This window comes from Phycisphaeraceae bacterium, from assembly GCA_020851465.1.
Taxonomy (GTDB): Bacteria; Planctomycetota; Phycisphaerae; order Phycisphaerales; family Phycisphaeraceae; genus JADZCR01.
Window position 1 is genome coordinate 44,131 of the sequence record JADZCR010000018.1, and the last position, 17,156, is coordinate 61,286.

Here is a 17,156-nt window from a genome sequence, read left to right on the forward strand (position 1 = left end):
GGATAGGTCCGGCTCGTGATTTGCGATTCTTCGCCGCGCGGTGACGGACCGCTGACCAGCAGCAGGGCGCAACCGAATTGAAGCGGTGCCGCGTCGGCTGATGCGCGATCAGTTCCGCATCGCGCGCTGCAGCGCGTTGCGGGCGGTCGCGTTGCTGGTGGCTTGCAGCACTTCGTTGAAGACTTCAGCTTTACCCTGACGCTTGATCTGTCGGACCAGTTCCACGAGGTGCTGATCGCGGTCGCGGGCGAAGCGCGGGAACGCCTGTTCGAGATCGTGACGGGTGTACTTGGAAAGCGGGTCGTTGAGTCCGGTCTGCACGACGCCCCAGTCGATGAGGCTGCGCGGCTCGGTGCTGAAACGGTAGGAGTCGAGCGTGGCCTGGAGCCGTTTGCTCAGGGACGCGAAGGGATCGGTCATCGCTTCGGGCAGGCTGTAAAGCTCCTTGCCGTTGCGTTTTTCGCCGAGCGAATCGAGCCACCCGCCCGCCGATTTTTCTTTTGCCGCCAGTGCGAAACGGCTTGAGGTTTCAGACACGATGGTTGAATGATCTCTCATAGGTACGACTGCTTCCTTGCGTAACAGCGGCGCCACGCCGGTATTGATGGTCACCTGACCATGGTTGGCGAAGCGCACGATTAGACGTTGAGCGGGTTTGCCCTCATGGGTAATGGTCATCGCCTGGTCGATCACCCCGTCACCCCATTCGGGGCGGCGCGGGTGTACCACGATCTCACCAAGTCTGAATGGATCCGACTCTGCCATACTCCCGCAGACTGGAACGCAGCCCGCGACCGAATGGATGAGAAACTCCTCCGTGAATCCAGAACAATCCTGCACATCAACCGACTGCGAATCCCCCGGAAACTCCTCGAAACCTTCTCGAAACCATCCCGAAACCTCCCGAAACTCCCTGCGAAAACTCCCTCCCGGAAACGCTCGGAATAAGTCGAAACTTGCCGGACCTTTCCGGCTTTGACGGCCACTGTCCGACTTTGCCTTTGATGCGGAGCGAACCGACTCGGATGGGTCACACTCTTGGTTGAGCGACACCCTCGCGGGTTGATCCGCTGCGTCGGGGCGACTTACTTTTTGCGAATGGACTCAACGTTGCAGGTATCGTCCGAACCGCAACCCCGGTTTGAGTTTTCTCATCATAATCCAGCCAATGTCAGCCGCAAGGGGGGCTTCAGAGACGGGGGAAAACTCATCCGTCCCGCCCCGCGCCGCGGTTTTCGACACGTCATCCGCGGTTCCTGAAACGGCGGGTTGACCCTGCCGCCCGAACGTGCAGGAAATGCCCTCACTTGAAAGCTGGCTCAATCCCCTCGAAACTACCGCACGAATGCCCACCGCATTGATTTCCGACATTCACGCAAATCTCGACGCGCTTAACGTCGTACTGGCTGACATTGATCGGCGAGGTATCACACGCATTCTCTGTCTGGGTGACATCATCGGGTACGGCCCGAACCCCTGCGAGTGTCTTGATCTGGTCGCCAAGCGGTGCGAGTGGGCGCTGATGGGAAACCACGACTTCGCCGTCCTCTTTGAGCCGACGAGCTTTAACGCCAGCGCGGAATCCGCCGCGTACTGGACGCGCAGGCAATTCGAGAACGAGACCAATGCGGAACTCCGCCGCGCCCGCTGGGAATACCTGGGGAATCTCCGCATCCGGGAGCGCACCGCCGAGGAGCTTTACGTCCACGCCTCGCCGCGACGACCGATCAACGAATACATCTTCCCCGATGATGTCATCACCGCGCCGACCAAGATGACCCAGATTTTCGAGCGCATCGACAAGCGTTGCTTTGTCGGCCACACCCACGTCTGCGGCGTCTTCACCGATGAGCCGGACTTCTATCCGCCTGCCGATCTGGACGGCTACTACGAATTCAGCGACCACGAAAAATGCGTCATCAATCCCGGCTCGGTCGGCCAGCCGCGCGACCGCGACCCGCGCGCCAGCTACGCCATCGTCGATGAGAAGGGCGTCGAGTTCGTCCGCATCGCCTACGACATTCCAGCGGTCATCAGCAAGATCAGAAAGATCGACGAGCTGAGCGATTTTCTGGGTACGCGTCTGCTCGAAGGCCGTTGAAAATTGTCCGATGGCTCGCCGCCGTCTGCGGCACGGGAAATGCCTTCACCTTCGCCTCAGCGGCGCACGATCTCCGCCATCGCTTTTTCCATGTCGTCAAAGAGATGGAAAACCGAGTCGAGTCGTGTGACCTTAAAGACGAACAGGACATCCGGGCGGCAGTGAACCAGCCCGATGCGTCCGCGCACGTGTTCGAGGTCCTGAAGAAACATCACCAGGCTGCCCAGACATGCCGAGGGGATGAAATCGACCGTCGCCATGTCCAGCAGGACATGCTGGGCGTTGTCGCAGCGCATCTTCTGCATCAGCTCATCAATCAGCTCGGTGAGCTGGCGCAGGGACAACTCGCGGGTGCCGACGGTGGCGATGACCACGTTGTTAACCTGCTCGATGACGGTGCCGTCGGTGAGCATCACAAAACCCTCAGTGAAGGCGATTCATGGCTGTTATCGGCACGTGACAGCCTCGACTTGCCGTGGGCGGAAGAAAAGGAGAGATATTTTCCGAGGCGCAAGCGGGCCAGTCGTTACAGTCGGATTGACGATCAGGCGGAGCCGGTCGGCGTGACGGGCAGAAACGTCAGCTCCTGCACGGTCGCGGTCACGGATGCGCCCTCAGCAGGAGCCGCCACGACTTCCCCGGCGCGGTGTCGGCCCCATTTCATAACCGCCAATGCGATGGCGATGTTTCCAAGCATCGGTGAGATCGTCGAGCTGGTGATGCCTCCGATGACCTCGGATGCTTTTGCCGGGTCGGTGACCGCTGTCCCCGCGATGGGCATGCGGTCGTCGGTGAAGCGCAGGCCGACGAGCGTGCGCTTGGGGTGGCCGAGGTTGTGCATTCGCGCGACGATTTCCTGTCCCAGGTAGCAGCCCTTGGTGAAGCTGACGACCTGTGAAACCAGCCCGGTCTCAGCGGGGAGGCTGTCGGGACCGAAGTCGATGTGAAAAAGGGGCGAGCCGGCCTCGATCCGCGCGGTGTTGAACGCCAGCCAGCCCGCGGGACGGATGCGCGTCTTGCCGTCTCGCGGAGTCGGCGGGGAGGAGGAGGAGTCGTCCGTCGTGTCGGGTTTCCAGCCGTCCTGCCGCGCCCGTTCGAGCAATCGCGCGTAAACATCCGCTGCGCCCTGATCGGGAAAGATCAGGTGCAGTCCCATCGAGCCTGTCTGATCGAAACGGTGGACGGTTCCGCGGACGCCTGCAATCTCAATGGGTCGGTGCGCGAATGCTTCGAGCGGGCCGACGGGTTGTCCGGCGATCTCGTCGAGGATCGCGCCCGACAGCGGTCCGTGGATCGACATCTGCTGCGCATCATCCAGCCCGCGCAGTTGCACATCTTCCATCACGATGTAGTTGTTCAGCTCGCGGATGATGTTCGACACGTCCGCCCGATCGGTGACCAGCAGCGTGCGGTCGCTCTCCTCCAGAATGATCAGGTCTGCGATGATCCGTCCCGTCCGACCCAGCAGGAAAGCGCGTCGGCCGAGACCGGGCTTGAGCGACAGCGTGTCGTGCGTCACCATTTTGTGAAGGAAGTCGCGCCGCTCCGTGCCTCGCACTTCGATCACGCTGCGGTGCGGCACGCTGAAGATGGCCGCCCCTTTGCGGGTGGAGGCGTACTCCGCCTCATACTGGCCGAAGGTGTCCACGACCTCGATGAGTTTGTCATCGTTGGCGGGCTGGCCGAAGGGCATGAAGGTCGCCAGCGCGGTTTCCTGAATATCTCGGATCGTCGTCATGCTCTGACTCTACGCGACGACCGCCCGCGAGCCAATCGCCGCTGCGGGTGAAAGCGGGGCGGCGTCATCCCGCTATCATGCGGAGTCAGAAGGAAAAAATCATCATGGCCAAGAAAACGATCGCCGACGTGGAAGTTCAGGGTAAGCGCGTGCTGATGCGCGTCGATTTCAACGTGCCGATGGAGGACGGACGGATCACCGATGACCGCCGCATCCGTATGGCTCTCGAATCCATCCGCAGCGTGGTGACACGAGGCGGGCGGCTCATCCTGCTGAGCCATCTTGGGCGACCGGAAGGCTCCGGCGTCGAGCCGGAATTTTCCCTCAAACCTGTCGCGGCACGGTTGGGTGAACTGCTGCACAAGCCCGTCGCTTTTGCCGAGGATTGCGTCGGTGACGACGCCCGGGCGCAGGCTCTTTCGCTGCATGACGGTCAGGTGCTGCTGCTGGAAAACGTCCGCTTTCACAAAGAGGAAAAGAAGGGCGATCCGCGCTTTGCCGCCCAGATCGCAGCGATGGGTGACATCTACTGCAACGACGCCTTCGGCACCGCGCACCGCGATGATGCGTCGATGGTGGCTCTCCCGCAGGCGATGGCGGGCAAGCCGCGCGTCGTCGGCTTCCTCATGCAGAAGGAAATTCAATTCCTCAAGGACGCCATCGAAAAACCGCAGCGGCCATTCACCGCCATCCTCGGCGGCGCGAAAGTCTCCGACAAAATCCCTGTCATCACCAACCTGCTCAACATCGTGGACAAAATCATCATCGGCGGGGCGATGGCGTACACCTTTTTCCGCGCCCAGGGCAAGACGACCGGCAGCAGCAAGATCGAGCCGGACATGGTGGACAAGGCCCGCGGAATGCTGGCCGCCGCCGCCGGGAAAATCGTCCTGCCCGTGGACACCCACTGCGGCGACGACTTCAAGCCCGACTGCAACAAAAAAGTATTCGAGGGCAACATCGACGAAGGGTGGGGCGGGTTCGACCTTGGCCCCAAATCTATCGAGCTTTTCAAAAAGGAAATCAGCGGCGCACGGACGATTGTCTGGAACGGCCCGATGGGAGTCTTTGAGATGCCCCCGTTTGACAAGGGCACCCGTGCCGTCGCCCACGCCGTCGCCGACGCCACCCGCGCCGGTGCGGTGACGATCATCGGCGGCGGTGACAGCGCAGCGGCCATCGAGGAGTTCGGACTCTCCGAACAGGTCAGCCACGTCTCCACCGGCGGGGGGGCAAGCCTCGAAATGCTCGAAGGCAGAAAATTCAACAGCGTCGAATTGCTCGACAACAAATAGCGGTCAATGATGTCACAGGGAGCCGGATCGTCGCGGCCCCGGCATCCCGCCCGACAACGCGCCGTGCTGATGATCGGATGACTCGTTAACGGTTCAATATGCTCGATCCGGCTGTCAAACCTGCCCGCCCGCTCATCGCTGCGTCGATCCTCAGCGCGGACTTTGGCCGCATGGCCGACGAATGCCGCGATGTCCTCGACCGCGGCGCGGACCTGCTGCACATCGACGTGATGGACGGCCACTTCGTCCCCAACCTCACCATGGGTGTGGATATGGTGCGCGCGCTTCGCCGACATTTCCCCGATGTGTTTCTGGACTGTCACCTGATGGTCGAAAAGCCGGAGATGTATATCGACATGTTTGCGCAGGCGGGGGCGAACAACTTTACCTTTCACCTCGAAGTGAGCCACCCGACGCGCAGCGGCGGCATCGACGCCGACGACCTGATCCGACGCATCCACGCACGGGGCATGAAGGCAGGAATGGCGGTCAATCCTCACACCATCCCAAATGGATTGGCGTCCTTTCTCACCCAGCTCGACGTGGTGCTGGTCATGAGCGTCAACCCCGGCAGGTCAGGACAGAAATTCATCCCCGATGTCCTGCACAAGGTGGAATGGCTCAAGAGCCGCATCGCCAGCCACACGCGGCTGGAGATCGACGGGGGAATCAACCCGCAAACGGTCGGCTCAGCGGTGCGCGCCGGAGCCGACATGCTGGTGACCGCTTCGGCTCTCTTTGGCGCATCCGACCGCAGCGCGGTGATCCGTGCGCTGCACGAGGCTGGGTGATTCAGCTCATCGCCGGCGGTTGCGCTCGCTTGCTCTTGGCGTCATCGTGATCGGGTCGATCAGGACTTGGCCGCCGATAGCGCCATCCGCGCCAGTCGATCCGCCAGCTTCGGCAGGGGGATTCCCGCGTGCTGTGCCGCCTTGGGCAGCAGTGAATGGCTGGTGAAGCCGGGAATCGTGTTCACTTCCAGGATGTAGGGCTGCTGGTCGCTGTCCACCATGAAATCGACGCGGCAGAGGTGCTTGACGCCCAGCACGGTCGCAGCCTCGATCGCCAGCTTTTGGATGTCGCGCAGCACTTCCTTGCGCAGGTCGATGTTGAAAAGGTATTGCGTGTCGTCGCGGTCGTACTTGGCTTGATAGTTGTAAAACTCGGTGGCGGGAACGATGTGAATCGCAGGCAGCGATTCGAGACCCTGCGCGCCGGCGATCACGCCGACCGTCAGTTCCTTGCCCTTGATGTATTTTTCCAGCAGCAGTTGAGGATGACGGCGGTGAAGACGTGACCGCGCCCGCCGCACCTCCTCCGCATCCATGCAGATCACCAGGTCGATGCTGCTGCCCTCGGTGGGGGCCTTGACCACCAGCGGGGGGGCCAGCGTCCGCCGTCCGCGCGGGGCAAGCGACTCGAACTCCGGCGTGGGCAGGTTGTGCTCCATCAGCACGCGCTTGGTCCGCGTCTTGTCCATGCACAGCGACGCCACCGCGGAGCGACAGCCGACGAAGGGCAGCCCCTTGGACTCGAGTATCACCTGAAGCCCGCCGCCCTCTCCCCACGAGCCGTGCAGCATCGGGAAAATCAGATCACCACCCCAACGCGAAAACTCATCGAGAGCGGACAGATCGTCGGGGGTGATGTCGCGCTGCTGCGCGTCGTGGCCGGCCTGTGCGAGGGCGTTGGTCACTGTCGCGCCGGACATGAGGCTTACCTCGCGCTCGCGGTCGGGACCGCCGGCGAGAACCATCACTTTCAATCGTTTCTTATTTTCCGCCATGGCTCTTAGCTATCGGCCAAGCATGGCGCGGAGGGTGTAAGTTTGCGTCGGCGTCGGTCAGCGCATCCCGGCGGCTCAGGGGCGATGTCCCCAGACGCTCCAGATGAAAAAAAGCAGACTCAGGCACAGCCCCAGCGTGCCGAGCAGAGCACCGGTCAGACAGAGCTTCGCCCCCAGCAGTTCCGGCTTGCGCCGGAGTTCCCGTCGTCCCAGCACCGCCAGGACGATGGCGATGATTCCCAGTATCACCCCTAGAACCAGCGTGAAAAAGTCGAACACCGCCAGGATGCCGCACATGACGCTGAAAAGGGCGAACGGGCTGCGTGCCTGCACCCATGCCTTGATGCGTTCCGCCCGCTGCTGCTCTGCCGCCGTTTCTCGACCGAATAAGGCCATGAATCGTTCCTGTGCGTCTCCGTGTCGTTGATCCTCACCGCACCGCTGCGCGAGGTCACGCGCTCTTTCCGTGCAGCCGCTTCGCAGCACGCTCTGGACCGCTCCGCTTTACAGCCTGCTCAAGTCCACGAATAATCATCACCCATCACCAAACCCGCAGGACACCCGCTTATGGTAGGCGATTCTACCTCCCGCACTTACTCCTTTCGTGGTGTTGATGTCAAACTCCATCAGCCGATGCTCGTGGCGCGCAGCAAGGGTTATCTCTGGTTCCCCACGCTGGCGCGCATGAATGACGGCAGCCTCCGGGCTTCCATGACTGACTACGCCGACGACCATCTGGCCAACTCCACCGGGCAATACGCCTGGTCGCGTGATGCCGGCCGAACCTGGTCGCAGCCGATCCAGATGCGCTATGGGGATGTCGATGTCCGCCTACCCAACGGTGACGCGGTGATCCAGCCCTATTACCTCTATCCGATCAAGGAGCAGCCGCTGACGATCGGCTCTCCGTACAACTTTGCGCCGCATGATCGACACGAACTGCGGGAAACTACGCCGGGAATAACGGTGACGGGATTTCCCCGGCCGGATGTGCGCCTCAAAAACGGTGCGGCCGGCTTTGTCTTCAACGGCCAGTCCGTCGCCGTCGAGGGCGGTTACCTGGCGACGATTTACGGCACGTTCGAGGGCGATACCCGTTTCAGCCTGCTCGCGGTGCATTCATCCGACGCGATTCACTGGCGCGTCCGGTCAACCATCAGCGACGCGAAATGCCCGCTCGAATGCAGTGAAGGCCCTTGCGAAGCGGCGCTCTGCCGGCTCAAGGACGGCAGGCTCATGTGCGTTTACCGATTGGGAACTTTCTATCCCTTCGGTCGGCAATTCAGCGCCGACGACGGCCGGACCTGGACCCCGCCGCAAACGATTCCCGCGTTTTCCGTCCAGCCGAGTCTGGTCACGATGAAAGACGGCACGGTCGCGCTCTCCGGCGGGCGGCAGGGCATCTACCTCTGGCTCAACCTCGCCGGTGACGGCGAAAAGTGGGTCCGCGTGAATATCGAGGACCACCATAACCTGTTCAACGAAGCCGAATCATTCTGGCGGCCGGGAATCTCATCCTGTTACACCGAAGTCGTCGCGCTGGATGAGTCAAACCTGATGATGATCTACGACCGGATTCCCTTCGGATGGGCGGCCATCCCGCCGGAGGCTCACGACACCAACTCCGTCTGGGTGGTCCGCGCCACGATCCGCCGCACGTGATGCGGTCGCGCGTCACCGCACCGACACGCCAGCTCACCCGCCGCCTCAGTGCAGCCGCGTCGCAGCACGTTTTCGCTTTTAGGTGCTGCTGGAAGGGATGTGACGGGCGATCGGCATCAGCAGGTTGTGAACCAGTTGATCGCTCGCCAGGTCGTTGGCGTGGCGCGCCATGTCCTCAAAAATCGTCGGCAGCTCCTCGATCTTGTCGATCGGGCCGAACCGCCGCACCGTCAGAAAAATGCTGATCGGCTCGTCGCGCCGCGCCGGCGCCATGCCGCGCCGATTTTTCGTGCGGGTTTTGACCTCAAAAAACGCCTGCATATCCACGCGATCCGACAGCGTGATGCCGAACATCGGCTGGACATTCAGAATGCTCGCGCCGTTGATGCCCAGCAGGTTTTCCACGGCGGAGTTGCGGTAAAGCGCCTCGAAAACGATCGCGTCGTGGTTGCCGCTGCACGCCAGATCAAAGCCGAACATCAGATCGAGATAGTCCACGTCGAGCGGGCTGACCGTCAGGTGATAGGGGATGATGTCGAGCACCAGCCGGTGCAGCCGATAGGACTCTTCCATGCTGCTGGGGTTGACGTGGCCGGTGCGGATGCTGGTCCGACGGATCGCCAGCCAGCGATATTCCTCATTCCGCCGCGACGATTCGAGCGCAAGCTCGTGCTCATACCGGCGAAAACGATTCATCGTCGGCATGACTTTGCGAACCTGATCCATCATGTGCAGGATCGTCTCGCGGTCGCTGGGCAGGTCCATCTTGAGGGCAAGCTTCTGGTTGACATAAAAGTCGCTGCACAGTGCCCCATAATTTGTTCCCATGGATCAGTCCCTTCCGCGGCACCAGCCACGATGAAACATGCCATTATAGCGAAACCACCCGCGGATAAGGGTGCCGAAGTCAGGAACGCCTCGACTCGCAGCGCGTGTCTCATCTCCTCGTGTTGAGCAAATGACGGGAAACGAACCAGGTCGGCCCGGCCCGGCCTTGGCACGTCGGCTCACCTGTGCCGCCGCCGACTTTCACCGTAACGCAATCCCAGACATCGGCCGCAGCGCAGTTGCCGCGACTCCGGCTCGAGCAACGCGCCGTAGCGCTCGACGACCGCCCGTTCCGCCTCGCTGCCCGGCGCATTGGGCCTGCCTCGACTCGGATCACACAGCCCGCGCAGCCACAGCCGCGCAATCTGCGCGTCACGCATCTCGCTGCGCGTCGCCAGCGGCATGAATAGCTTGACCACGCACCGACGACAGATCGGACAAACCAGATAATGCCGCGACAAAATCGCATTCATCCGCCGCAATCTCACGTCGATCACCTGCCCCCAATTTTTGGGTAAGACCAGCACTTTCGTGATCGTCGCGCCTTTGTTCGGGTTCCCCGGCAAGCCGTCGGCCTCATCAAACGCCCGCGCACTCGAACCGCCGCTGCTGCTCTGCGGGTTCCAGCTCGCCCGTTGACGACGGCGCAGCTTTTCCGCGCGCAGTCGGCCTTCACTCGAATCGTCCGTCGGCCTGATCGCGTTGGATTTGCCGGTGCGCCAATCGCCGCGCAAGGTTCGCGGCATCCGCTGACGGTGCAGCGTCATCAGGTCGCCGCGCCCGACATACACATGGCCGCATACGTCCTTCGTAAAGCCGCGTGAGGTAACACGCCCGTTCACCGCCGCCGTTTGCTGCGCGCTCCCTTGCCCGTCCGTAGCACGCTGCGTCTGAGTCCGCGATTGCGAGAACGGATGAATCCATGAGCGTGTCTGTGTCGGACTTCGGGGGGCGGTTGCGCGATGCAGCCGCTGCCACATGGAATCTCTGCCCTCGTGTTCGCGGTCGGCTTCGTCCGCGTGCTGGGGAGCAGAGTGATTGAATCGAGGGTCATTCCAGACGACCAGATGGCGCAGCTCCGCAGCACTGACCTCAACGCAGGCGGAACGGTCGATCCGCCCGGCCCGGTTAAGCCAGGAAGCCCGGACGAAGAGCGTCGCCAGCGTCGGCGGTTCGATAACCATTAAACTATCTTAGCCGTGATGTTCAACGATTGCAACACCAAAAGCGCGCCGGGCAGCAGGGCGAGTAACAGGTTGTAGCCAGGCCATGCGGGATCAGTTGTTGATACACAGCGATCGCGGATCATCCAGCAGATGCTGTTCAAGTGATCGTGGTGCTAAGCGCGTTGCGGCATATCCTGACGCATGACGGTCAGATACGAGGCCACGAAAGCCGGCTCATAGTCGGTCGCGTTGCTGTATTCAACAAACTCGACATGCTGCCGCGCGAAAGCGATGATGGCTTCCGTAGCGAGGAGTGAATCGAACTGCTCAAGCAGACTGAAATTGTCGTCACCAACCTGCTGTTTGAAGAAGCACGGCAATAATTTGAGAATCTGAGTACAGTGCTCACATGGCAAAACAACCACTAGCCGAGGTCTTCGGCTTCCCGATAGATAATCAAGGTTCCGAAGCGAAACGCTGCCGGGACAATGCACTGTGCCCATTCGGGAATGTGGTGCCAAACTGTACCAAGGACAAGGCGAATGATCCGCTCGGCGTTTGCAGCATCTACGATGGGGGGAATGTTGTAATCACTTGCCCGATCAGGTTCCGAGAGCGTTGGATCATCGCTGAGGATGCTGCCGGTTTTTTCTTCCCAAAGGGAACAAAGTGGACGACGTTGACGGAGGTTCGTCTAAGGGACAAGCACGGCAAGTCGGCAGGAAATATCGACGTTGTACTTTGCGCGTACGACGCGCGCGGCAAAGTGATCGACTTCGGAGCGTCAGAAATCCAAGCAGTCTACATCTCTGGTAATGTGCGGAACCCGTTCGAGCACTACATGGAGGATCCGAGAGCTCGGGCTAAAATGGATTGGAGCAAGCATCCGCACTATCCCGGTCCGGACTACTTGTCCTCGTCTCGCAAGCGGCTGGCACCGCAACTCCTGTTCAAAGGCGGCATCCTGAACGCGTGGAAGAAGAAGGTTGCGGTTGCAATCAACAGCGGCTTCTTTGCGACGTTACCCATGCTCAAGGAGACGGACCCGGACAAGGCGGACATTGCTTGGTTCGTGTATGACCTGGTCAAAGACGCTGGTAAGAACGTCTATTCACTTCAACGAACGAAGGTTGTGTATACGAAGTTCTTCGAAGCGATTGACAAGATCACCCGATCCGAGCCGGGCAATATCTCTGAGTTCATTGACGTGCTACAGGACAAAGTGGATGAAAAGCTTGAAAACAATAATCCGCCCGATACGGCGCTCATCTCCTCGCCCATTTAGAATGGGTCATCAGATGACGTTCTTTCCGGTTACTGCCGCGGAATACGTCGTCAACGTCGCTTCGGTGCCGAAACGCAGCCCGTTTCGGTATCCGGGTGGAAAAACTTGGCTTGTGCCGCACATACGGCAATGGCTTACGAGCATCAAACCTAGACCAACGTTATTGGTCGAGCCATTCGCGGGAGGGGCGATTGTCTCGCTTACGGCTGCGTTCGAGGGCTTGGTGGATCACATCGTGCTGTCCGAACTTGACGACGATGTTTCGTCCGTATGGCGCACGATCTTCGAGGGTAATGCAGAGGCGTTGGTAGAGCGCATCTTGACGTTTGACCTCACACACGACAATGTCCGTGCGACGCTTGCGCGGCAGGACGGTGATATTTCTGAACAGGCGTTTCGCACGATCTTGCGGAACCGGACGCAGCATGGTGGGATCATGGCGGCTGGGGCAAGCCTGATCAAACACGGCGAGAATGGCAAGGGCTTACGCTCGCGGTGGTACGTAGATACATTGGCGAAGCGAATCCGTGCAATCGCAGCGATCCGGGACCGCTTCACCTTTGTCGCTGGCGACGGGATAGAGCTTATGCGCCAGTATTCCAGACGCAAACGTGCCGCGTTCTTCATCGACCCGCCTTATACGGCTGGTGGAACGAACGGAAAGCGTGCTGGTACTCGACTCTACACGCACTATGAGTTGGACCACGAATTACTGTTCGAAAAAGCCGATCGCGTTGCTGGCGACATCCTATTGACCTATGACGATGCGCCTGATGTGCGAGAGCTCGCCGCAAAACATTCGCTTGAGGTTGAGCAGGTTGCAATGAAAAACACACATCATGCAAAGATGACCGAACTTCTCATCGGTCGGAACATGCAATGGATACGGTGACGAAGACCTTATTCTTACGATATGGGAGAAGAATACCGGCACTTACCTCTACGTTCTCGAGGGCAATGAGCAGCACCTGAATATCTGCGCTTTCTCTTACGTCCTCGGTCAGCGTTTCACGACAGAACATGTTACGGTTGCTTGTCCCGTTGGGGCGAGGCGCGTGGTGAAGGGAGGATCAATGGCGTTTCGCTCTGAGCGAATTAAGATGCTCCGAATATGACCTTCGAAATCGCAGCAACAACCGACTACAAGAACGACATCGACCCGCCTGAGCCTTCGTTGCAGTGCATTGCAGATGCGGGGTTTCGCTACGTGCATTGGTGCCACGATTGGAACAGCGACCGGCTGTATTCAAAGGATGAGATGGAACGCTACAAGCGCCGGCTTGACGAGTTGAACCTGTGCGTGCACGACATTCACGGCTCAGCGGGGCTGAAGTCCGTCTGGGGCGTGACGGACGATGCAGTCCGCGCGATGGGTGACTTGCTCGTCATCAACCGGCTGGAGTTTGCGGCCCAGGTCGGGTGTGAGGTCGTCATCATGCACCCGCCGGTGCCTTCACCCAAGGCGAATGAGGCGAGTTTTTATCGATCGCTCGACGCACTGCAGCCGATTGCGAGGCGGCTGGGTGTCCGCATTGCGCTCGAAAACATCCCCAATGGAAATTTTGCAGACATAACGGCGGCACTGGCGCGGTACGACGGCGATTTTCTCGGCCTCTGCTTTGATTCCGGTCACGGTCAACTCGAGCCGAAAGGCGCGATGCTCGACTGGCTCGACAGCGTGAAAGATCGGCTGATTGCTACGCATCTGCACGATAACGACGGGAAAACCGATCAGCACAAACCTATTTTCACGGGCGTGGTTGACTGGGCGCGGCTGGCGCAGATTATCGCGGCGTCGCCTTATCGGCGTGCGGCGCTGACGGATGAGACGATCCAGGCGCATAGCGGGCTGCCTGACGACGCGGTATTTCTGCAGACGGTCATGTCCGCAGCGAAGCGCTTCGCCAAGATGGCGGAAGGCTGAGGAGCAGCAGGTCGTGTGACAGGTCGTGCGCCAGGCCATGCGGGATCAGTTGTTGATACGCAGCAATCGCGGATCATCCAGCAGATGCTGTTCAAGAGATCGTGGTGCTAAGCGCGTTGCTGCGTATCCTGACGCATGACGGTCAGATACGAGGCCACGAAAGCCGGCTCATAGTCGGTCGCGTTGCTGTATTCAACAAACTCGACACGCTGCCGCGTGAAGGCGATGATGGCTTCCGTAGCGAGGAGTGCATTGAACTGCTTAAGCGATTGGTCAAGCGAGATTCTTTTACGTGATAGTCCAACCGTTTCCATCATGTATCATTGAGATAGAATGAGTCTAGCTGGAAATGAAACCGCGCCACGCACACGCAAGGGCAAGCCGCCAGCCATCTCCGCTCTTTGCGACGCGAAGGTTATTCCCTTCGGGTGGTATGGCGGGAAATACTCACATTTGGACTGGCTTCTCCCGCTGCTGCCGAAATGTCATCATTATTGCGAGCCTTACGCTGGCTCGGGCGCCGTATTGCTGAACCGCCGCCCTTCTCCAGTCGAAACGTACAACGATCTTGACGGCGAAGTTGTTAACTTCTTCCGCGTGTTGCGCGATGAAGGTGAGAAGCTCGTTCGAGCAATCGGCCTCACTCCATTCTCTCGCGAAGAATTCGCCAAAGCGTGCAAACTCGATCCAAAGGTAGAGCCCTTTGAGCGGGCGCGGCGGTTCTACGTTCGCGCCCGTCAGGTTCGGATCGGTCTTGCTCAGACGGCAACCGTTGGACGTTGGGCGAATTGCAAAAACACAAGTCGCGCTGGAATGAGTGGGGTGATTAGCCGTTGGCTCGGCGGTGTGGAAGACTTACGGATCATCGCGGAGCGTCTGTTGCGCGTCCAAATCGAGAATCGTCCGGCTACGCAAGTTATCAATCTTTACGACTCGCCGAGTACGCTGTTCTATTGCGATCCGCCATACATCCACGACACTCGCGGAGATTCCAAAGCCTACGGGTATGAAATGACGGACGCTCAGCATGCGGAGCTCGCCGCGGTGTTGAACAACGCGCAAGGGATGGTCGCAATATCTAACTATCCTTGCGACCTAATGGACAAGTTGTATCCCGCGCCGAAATGGAATAAGACGGTCGCGGAGGAGCGCACAAATCATGCGACCAAGGGCAAGCGTATCGAAGCACTATGGACAAATTACGATCCGAAGTTAGCGACGGGAAAAGATAATGGGAATGGACACCTCTTCGGAGACACTTGAAAAGGCATGCACGGATGCTCAGGTGCAGTTGTTCAAGCCCTTTGTAGCCGACAAAGACCTTGCGGATCGGATCGCATTTGTCGTAATGTGTCCGAGCAATCGTGCCGGCGCGCGATTTTTGTTGGCTGCCACTCTGGCAAAAGCCACGGAACCCCAGATCGATATCCGCAAGCCGTTCATTCAGGCATATCCTGATTCCGAGAAGAAAGACGCTTATCCGGGTCGCAACTATGATGAGCAGTATATTTTCGAGTTCATCACGCGGCACAAGCTGCCGTGTAGCTCCACAACGGCATTTCTCACTCCGGGTTTCCGAACGAAAAACATCGTGCTGGATTTGAACCAGAAGTTGCGCGGCCGACCCCCGGAGCTTTACGAATTTATCCTTGAGATTCTTGATGCAATTCAGACGGGTACGGTCAAAGCCGGCGCGGTAATGAGAGAGACGATCCGGCTTCTCATCGTCCAACGTGATGCACGCGCGAAGACGCTCCAGAAACTGAAAAAGGACTTGCAGGAACAGGCAGGCGAGTTGCCACTATCGTCTGAAGATACGGTCAAGCTCATTGAGCAGCACCTTGCACTGAAATACGCCGCGAGATTGCCGGTGCTGGTCATTGCAGCAGCTTATGCTGCTGCATCGGATAAACTTGGCGAGCGTGTCTTGAGCTTGAACGCGCACACCGCTGCCGATAAACAAACCGGCGCACTAGGCGACGTGGAGATTACGCTTTCTGATGATGACAATGTTGTCACCGTATATGAGATGAAGGACAAGGCGGTAACGATCGGCGATATCGACATCGCAATACAAAAGATCGCCGATGGCGCGAAAATTCAGAACTACATTTTTGTGACGACCGAACGTATCGACGCCGATGTGAGAGAATACGCAGCCAAACAATACAAAGAGCTCGGCGGAGTCGAGATTGCAATTCTCGACTGCATCGGGTTCCTACGCCATTTCCTGCATCTGTTTCATCGATTGCGCACGGATTTTCTTGACGTCTATCAGGAACTCGTTTTGTCGCAACCCGAAAGTGGAGTCAATCAAGCGCTCAAAGAAGCATTTCTTGCGCTGCGGAAAGCGGCGCAGGCATCGGACTGACTCGACGCACGGCCGAATTCCGCATGTGCATCTTGCCGAATGGGATTTGACACAATAGAGCGCGAGTACTTTGACAAGCTCCTCGTGTGTCCACGGTCGGCGTTTCATGACAGGACATGGTACTGTTGCCCACCCCGTCGGGGCGAAGGAGGGAAACGATGATTCTTCCTCCGCCCCGTTGGGGCGAATACACGGGAGATTTTGAGCGTTTCTTTCGCCCCGTTGGGGCGAGGAGGGGAATGACGGACCTTTCCCACGGGTTCCGGTCGCGGTGCGACCTTCACCCGTGGCTACAGTCCCTCGCCCTGTTGGGGCGAACTCGAAAACGACAAATCTTCCTTCACCTCGGTGAGACGAATCGCGGGAGATTCCGGACGTTTCCTGAGCCCCGGTGGGGCGGACTCGAAAACGACAAATCATTCTGCGCCTCGGTGAGGGCGGTTGCGTTGAAGGGGAAGTTGCGGGCAAAAAAAATCCCCGCGTGTTGCGGGGATGGTGTGGATTGGGTGAATAGTGGGTGTGGAAGTGGTCTTTGACAAGTGACAGTTGGGCGGCCTTGGCCTTGCGTTGCCGCAAGGGTATCCGGCGAGACAGGCTCGATAAAGGGCCTGTCTTGCTGGGCGAGGTTGTGCTGACGAGCACGATGCAGATTGCTCTGTGAATCGTGATCTAAAGAAATCCTTTAGAAAGGAGGTGATCCAGCCGCAGGTTCCCCTACGGCTACCTTGTTACGACTTAGTCCCAGTCACCGAGCCTACCGTCGGCACCCTTGAATTAGGGCGACTTCGGGTATTCCCGGCTCCCATGACTTGACGGGCGGTGTGTACAAGGCTCAGGAACATATTCACCGGGGCGTAGCTGATCCCCGATTACTAGCGATTCCAACTTCATGGAGTCGAGTTGCAGACTCCAATCTGAACTGGGGCATCGTTTATGCGATTTGCTTGACCTTGCGGTTTTGCGTCGCTTTGTCGATGCCATTGGAGCACGTGTGCAGCCC

The 17,156-nt window shown here is 59.2% G+C and carries 18 protein-coding genes and 1 rRNA gene; 9 read left to right on the forward strand and 10 right to left on the reverse strand.

Annotated elements, in window-relative coordinates:
- Nucleotides 1-108: 108 nt before the first annotated feature.
- The gene (locus tag IT444_14100; GenBank protein ID MCC7193897.1) at nt 109-765 is read right to left on the reverse strand and encodes a DUF3553 domain-containing protein; all 657 of its coding nucleotides are present in this window, start codon (nt 763-765) and stop codon (nt 109-111) included.
- A 532-nt stretch (nt 766-1,297) separates the two neighbouring features.
- Between IT444_14100 and IT444_14105 the strand changes: the two genes are divergently transcribed.
- Complete coding sequence (locus IT444_14105; protein ID MCC7193898.1) at nt 1,298-2,101, forward strand: metallophosphoesterase family protein; 804 nt, start codon at nt 1,298-1,300, stop codon at nt 2,099-2,101.
- A 56-nt stretch (nt 2,102-2,157) separates the two neighbouring features.
- On the opposite strand, the gene IT444_14110 is transcribed toward IT444_14105, so the two are convergent.
- Nucleotides 2,158-2,517, reverse strand: a complete 360-nt coding sequence (locus IT444_14110; protein MCC7193899.1) for an STAS domain-containing protein — start codon at nt 2,515-2,517, stop codon at nt 2,158-2,160.
- A 128-nt stretch (nt 2,518-2,645) separates the two neighbouring features.
- Nucleotides 2,646-3,839: an aminomethyltransferase family protein gene (locus tag IT444_14115; protein ID MCC7193900.1), complete on the reverse strand. Its 1,194-nt coding sequence runs from the start codon at nt 3,837-3,839 to the stop codon at nt 2,646-2,648.
- A gap of 104 nt (nt 3,840-3,943) precedes the next feature.
- Here IT444_14115 and IT444_14120 point away from each other — a divergent pair, with 104 nt between their 5' ends.
- The gene (locus tag IT444_14120) at nt 3,944-5,134 is read left to right on the forward strand and encodes a phosphoglycerate kinase (protein ID MCC7193901.1); all 1,191 of its coding nucleotides are present in this window, start codon (nt 3,944-3,946) and stop codon (nt 5,132-5,134) included.
- Nucleotides 5,135-5,232: 98 nt separating this feature from the next.
- A complete protein-coding gene (gene rpe, locus IT444_14125) occupies nt 5,233-5,925 on the forward strand; it encodes a ribulose-phosphate 3-epimerase (protein MCC7193902.1) in 693 nt (230 codons plus the stop codon).
- 59 nt (nt 5,926-5,984) lie between these two features.
- Here rpe and IT444_14130 read toward each other — a convergent pair whose 3' ends face one another.
- Both IT444_14130 and IT444_14135 read right to left on the reverse strand, forming a co-directional pair.
- On the reverse strand, nt 5,985-6,920 hold the full coding sequence (locus IT444_14130; GenBank protein MCC7193903.1) for a D-alanine--D-alanine ligase: 936 nt from the start codon (nt 6,918-6,920) through the stop codon (nt 5,985-5,987).
- A 75-nt stretch (nt 6,921-6,995) separates the two neighbouring features.
- Nucleotides 6,996-7,316: a phage holin family protein gene (locus tag IT444_14135; GenBank protein ID MCC7193904.1), complete on the reverse strand. Its 321-nt coding sequence runs from the start codon at nt 7,314-7,316 to the stop codon at nt 6,996-6,998.
- A gap of 171 nt (nt 7,317-7,487) precedes the next feature.
- Between IT444_14135 and IT444_14140 the strand changes: the two genes are divergently transcribed.
- The gene (locus tag IT444_14140; protein MCC7193905.1) at nt 7,488-8,582 is read left to right on the forward strand and encodes an exo-alpha-sialidase; all 1,095 of its coding nucleotides are present in this window, start codon (nt 7,488-7,490) and stop codon (nt 8,580-8,582) included.
- 78 nt (nt 8,583-8,660) lie between these two features.
- Here the strand turns inward: IT444_14140 and IT444_14145 are convergent, their stop codons facing one another.
- The 3 genes from IT444_14145 to IT444_14155 form a co-directional block, all read right to left on the reverse strand.
- Nucleotides 8,661-9,410 (reverse strand): hypothetical protein, encoded by a 750-nt coding sequence (locus IT444_14145; protein MCC7193906.1) that lies wholly within the window; start codon nt 9,408-9,410, stop codon nt 8,661-8,663.
- Between the two features lie 179 nt (nt 9,411-9,589).
- Nucleotides 9,590-10,594 (reverse strand): hypothetical protein, encoded by a 1,005-nt coding sequence (locus IT444_14150; GenBank protein ID MCC7193907.1) that lies wholly within the window; start codon nt 10,592-10,594, stop codon nt 9,590-9,592.
- A 155-nt stretch (nt 10,595-10,749) separates the two neighbouring features.
- Nucleotides 10,750-10,956 (reverse strand): hypothetical protein, encoded by a 207-nt coding sequence (locus tag IT444_14155; GenBank protein MCC7193908.1) that lies wholly within the window; start codon nt 10,954-10,956, stop codon nt 10,750-10,752.
- Between the two features lie 29 nt (nt 10,957-10,985).
- Here IT444_14155 and IT444_14160 point away from each other — a divergent pair, with 29 nt between their 5' ends.
- The 3 genes from IT444_14160 (at nt 10,986) to IT444_14170 (ending at nt 13,785) form a co-directional block, all read left to right on the forward strand.
- Nucleotides 10,986-11,861: a hypothetical protein gene (locus IT444_14160; protein ID MCC7193909.1), complete on the forward strand. Its 876-nt coding sequence runs from the start codon at nt 10,986-10,988 to the stop codon at nt 11,859-11,861.
- 13 nt (nt 11,862-11,874) lie between these two features.
- Nucleotides 11,875-12,753 (forward strand): DNA adenine methylase, encoded by an 879-nt coding sequence (locus tag IT444_14165; protein MCC7193910.1) that lies wholly within the window; start codon nt 11,875-11,877, stop codon nt 12,751-12,753.
- A 219-nt stretch (nt 12,754-12,972) separates the two neighbouring features.
- On the forward strand, nt 12,973-13,785 hold the full coding sequence (locus IT444_14170; protein MCC7193911.1) for a sugar phosphate isomerase/epimerase: 813 nt from the start codon (nt 12,973-12,975) through the stop codon (nt 13,783-13,785).
- Between the two features lie 107 nt (nt 13,786-13,892).
- On the opposite strand, the gene IT444_14175 is transcribed toward IT444_14170, so the two are convergent.
- The gene (locus IT444_14175; GenBank protein MCC7193912.1) at nt 13,893-14,102 is read right to left on the reverse strand and encodes a hypothetical protein; all 210 of its coding nucleotides are present in this window, start codon (nt 14,100-14,102) and stop codon (nt 13,893-13,895) included.
- Between the two features lie 16 nt (nt 14,103-14,118).
- Here IT444_14175 and IT444_14180 point away from each other — a divergent pair, with 16 nt between their 5' ends.
- Both IT444_14180 and IT444_14185 read left to right on the forward strand, forming a co-directional pair.
- Entirely contained in the window at nt 14,119-15,048 is a 930-nt protein-coding gene (locus IT444_14180; protein ID MCC7193913.1) for a DNA adenine methylase, read from the forward strand.
- A gap of 121 nt (nt 15,049-15,169) precedes the next feature.
- The gene (locus IT444_14185) at nt 15,170-16,156 is read left to right on the forward strand and encodes a restriction endonuclease, SacI family (protein MCC7193914.1); all 987 of its coding nucleotides are present in this window, start codon (nt 15,170-15,172) and stop codon (nt 16,154-16,156) included.
- Between the two features lie 686 nt (nt 16,157-16,842).
- On the opposite strand, the gene IT444_14190 is transcribed toward IT444_14185, so the two are convergent.
- A 16S ribosomal RNA gene (locus IT444_14190) occupies nt 16,843-17,156 on the reverse strand; the annotation flags it as partial.

What these genes read in the sequence shown, in the direction of transcription:
- IT444_14100 (MCC7193897.1), bottom strand. Translation starts at nt 765, where the DNA reads ATGGCAGAGTCGGATCCATTCAGACTTGGTGAGATCGTGGTACACCCG.
- IT444_14105 (MCC7193898.1), top strand. Translation starts at nt 1,298, where the DNA reads ATGCCCTCACTTGAAAGCTGGCTCAATCCCCTCGAAACTACCGCACGA.
- IT444_14115 (MCC7193900.1), bottom strand. Translation starts at nt 3,839, where the DNA reads ATGACGACGATCCGAGATATTCAGGAAACCGCGCTGGCGACCTTCATG.
- IT444_14120 (MCC7193901.1), top strand. Translation starts at nt 3,944, where the DNA reads ATGGCCAAGAAAACGATCGCCGACGTGGAAGTTCAGGGTAAGCGCGTG.
- rpe (MCC7193902.1), top strand. Translation starts at nt 5,233, where the DNA reads ATGCTCGATCCGGCTGTCAAACCTGCCCGCCCGCTCATCGCTGCGTCG.
- IT444_14130 (MCC7193903.1), bottom strand. Translation starts at nt 6,920, where the DNA reads ATGGCGGAAAATAAGAAACGATTGAAAGTGATGGTTCTCGCCGGCGGT.
- IT444_14135 (MCC7193904.1), bottom strand. Translation starts at nt 7,316, where the DNA reads ATGGCCTTATTCGGTCGAGAAACGGCGGCAGAGCAGCAGCGGGCGGAA.
- IT444_14140 (MCC7193905.1), top strand. Translation starts at nt 7,488, where the DNA reads ATGGTAGGCGATTCTACCTCCCGCACTTACTCCTTTCGTGGTGTTGAT.
- IT444_14145 (MCC7193906.1), bottom strand. Translation starts at nt 9,410, where the DNA reads ATGGGAACAAATTATGGGGCACTGTGCAGCGACTTTTATGTCAACCAG.
- IT444_14150 (MCC7193907.1), bottom strand. Translation starts at nt 10,594, where the DNA reads ATGGTTATCGAACCGCCGACGCTGGCGACGCTCTTCGTCCGGGCTTCC.
- IT444_14160 (MCC7193909.1), top strand. Translation starts at nt 10,986, where the DNA reads ATGGCAAAACAACCACTAGCCGAGGTCTTCGGCTTCCCGATAGATAAT.
- IT444_14165 (MCC7193910.1), top strand. Translation starts at nt 11,875, where the DNA reads ATGACGTTCTTTCCGGTTACTGCCGCGGAATACGTCGTCAACGTCGCT.
- IT444_14170 (MCC7193911.1), top strand. Translation starts at nt 12,973, where the DNA reads ATGACCTTCGAAATCGCAGCAACAACCGACTACAAGAACGACATCGAC.
- IT444_14175 (MCC7193912.1), bottom strand. Translation starts at nt 14,102, where the DNA reads ATGATGGAAACGGTTGGACTATCACGTAAAAGAATCTCGCTTGACCAA.
- IT444_14180 (MCC7193913.1), top strand. Translation starts at nt 14,119, where the DNA reads ATGAGTCTAGCTGGAAATGAAACCGCGCCACGCACACGCAAGGGCAAG.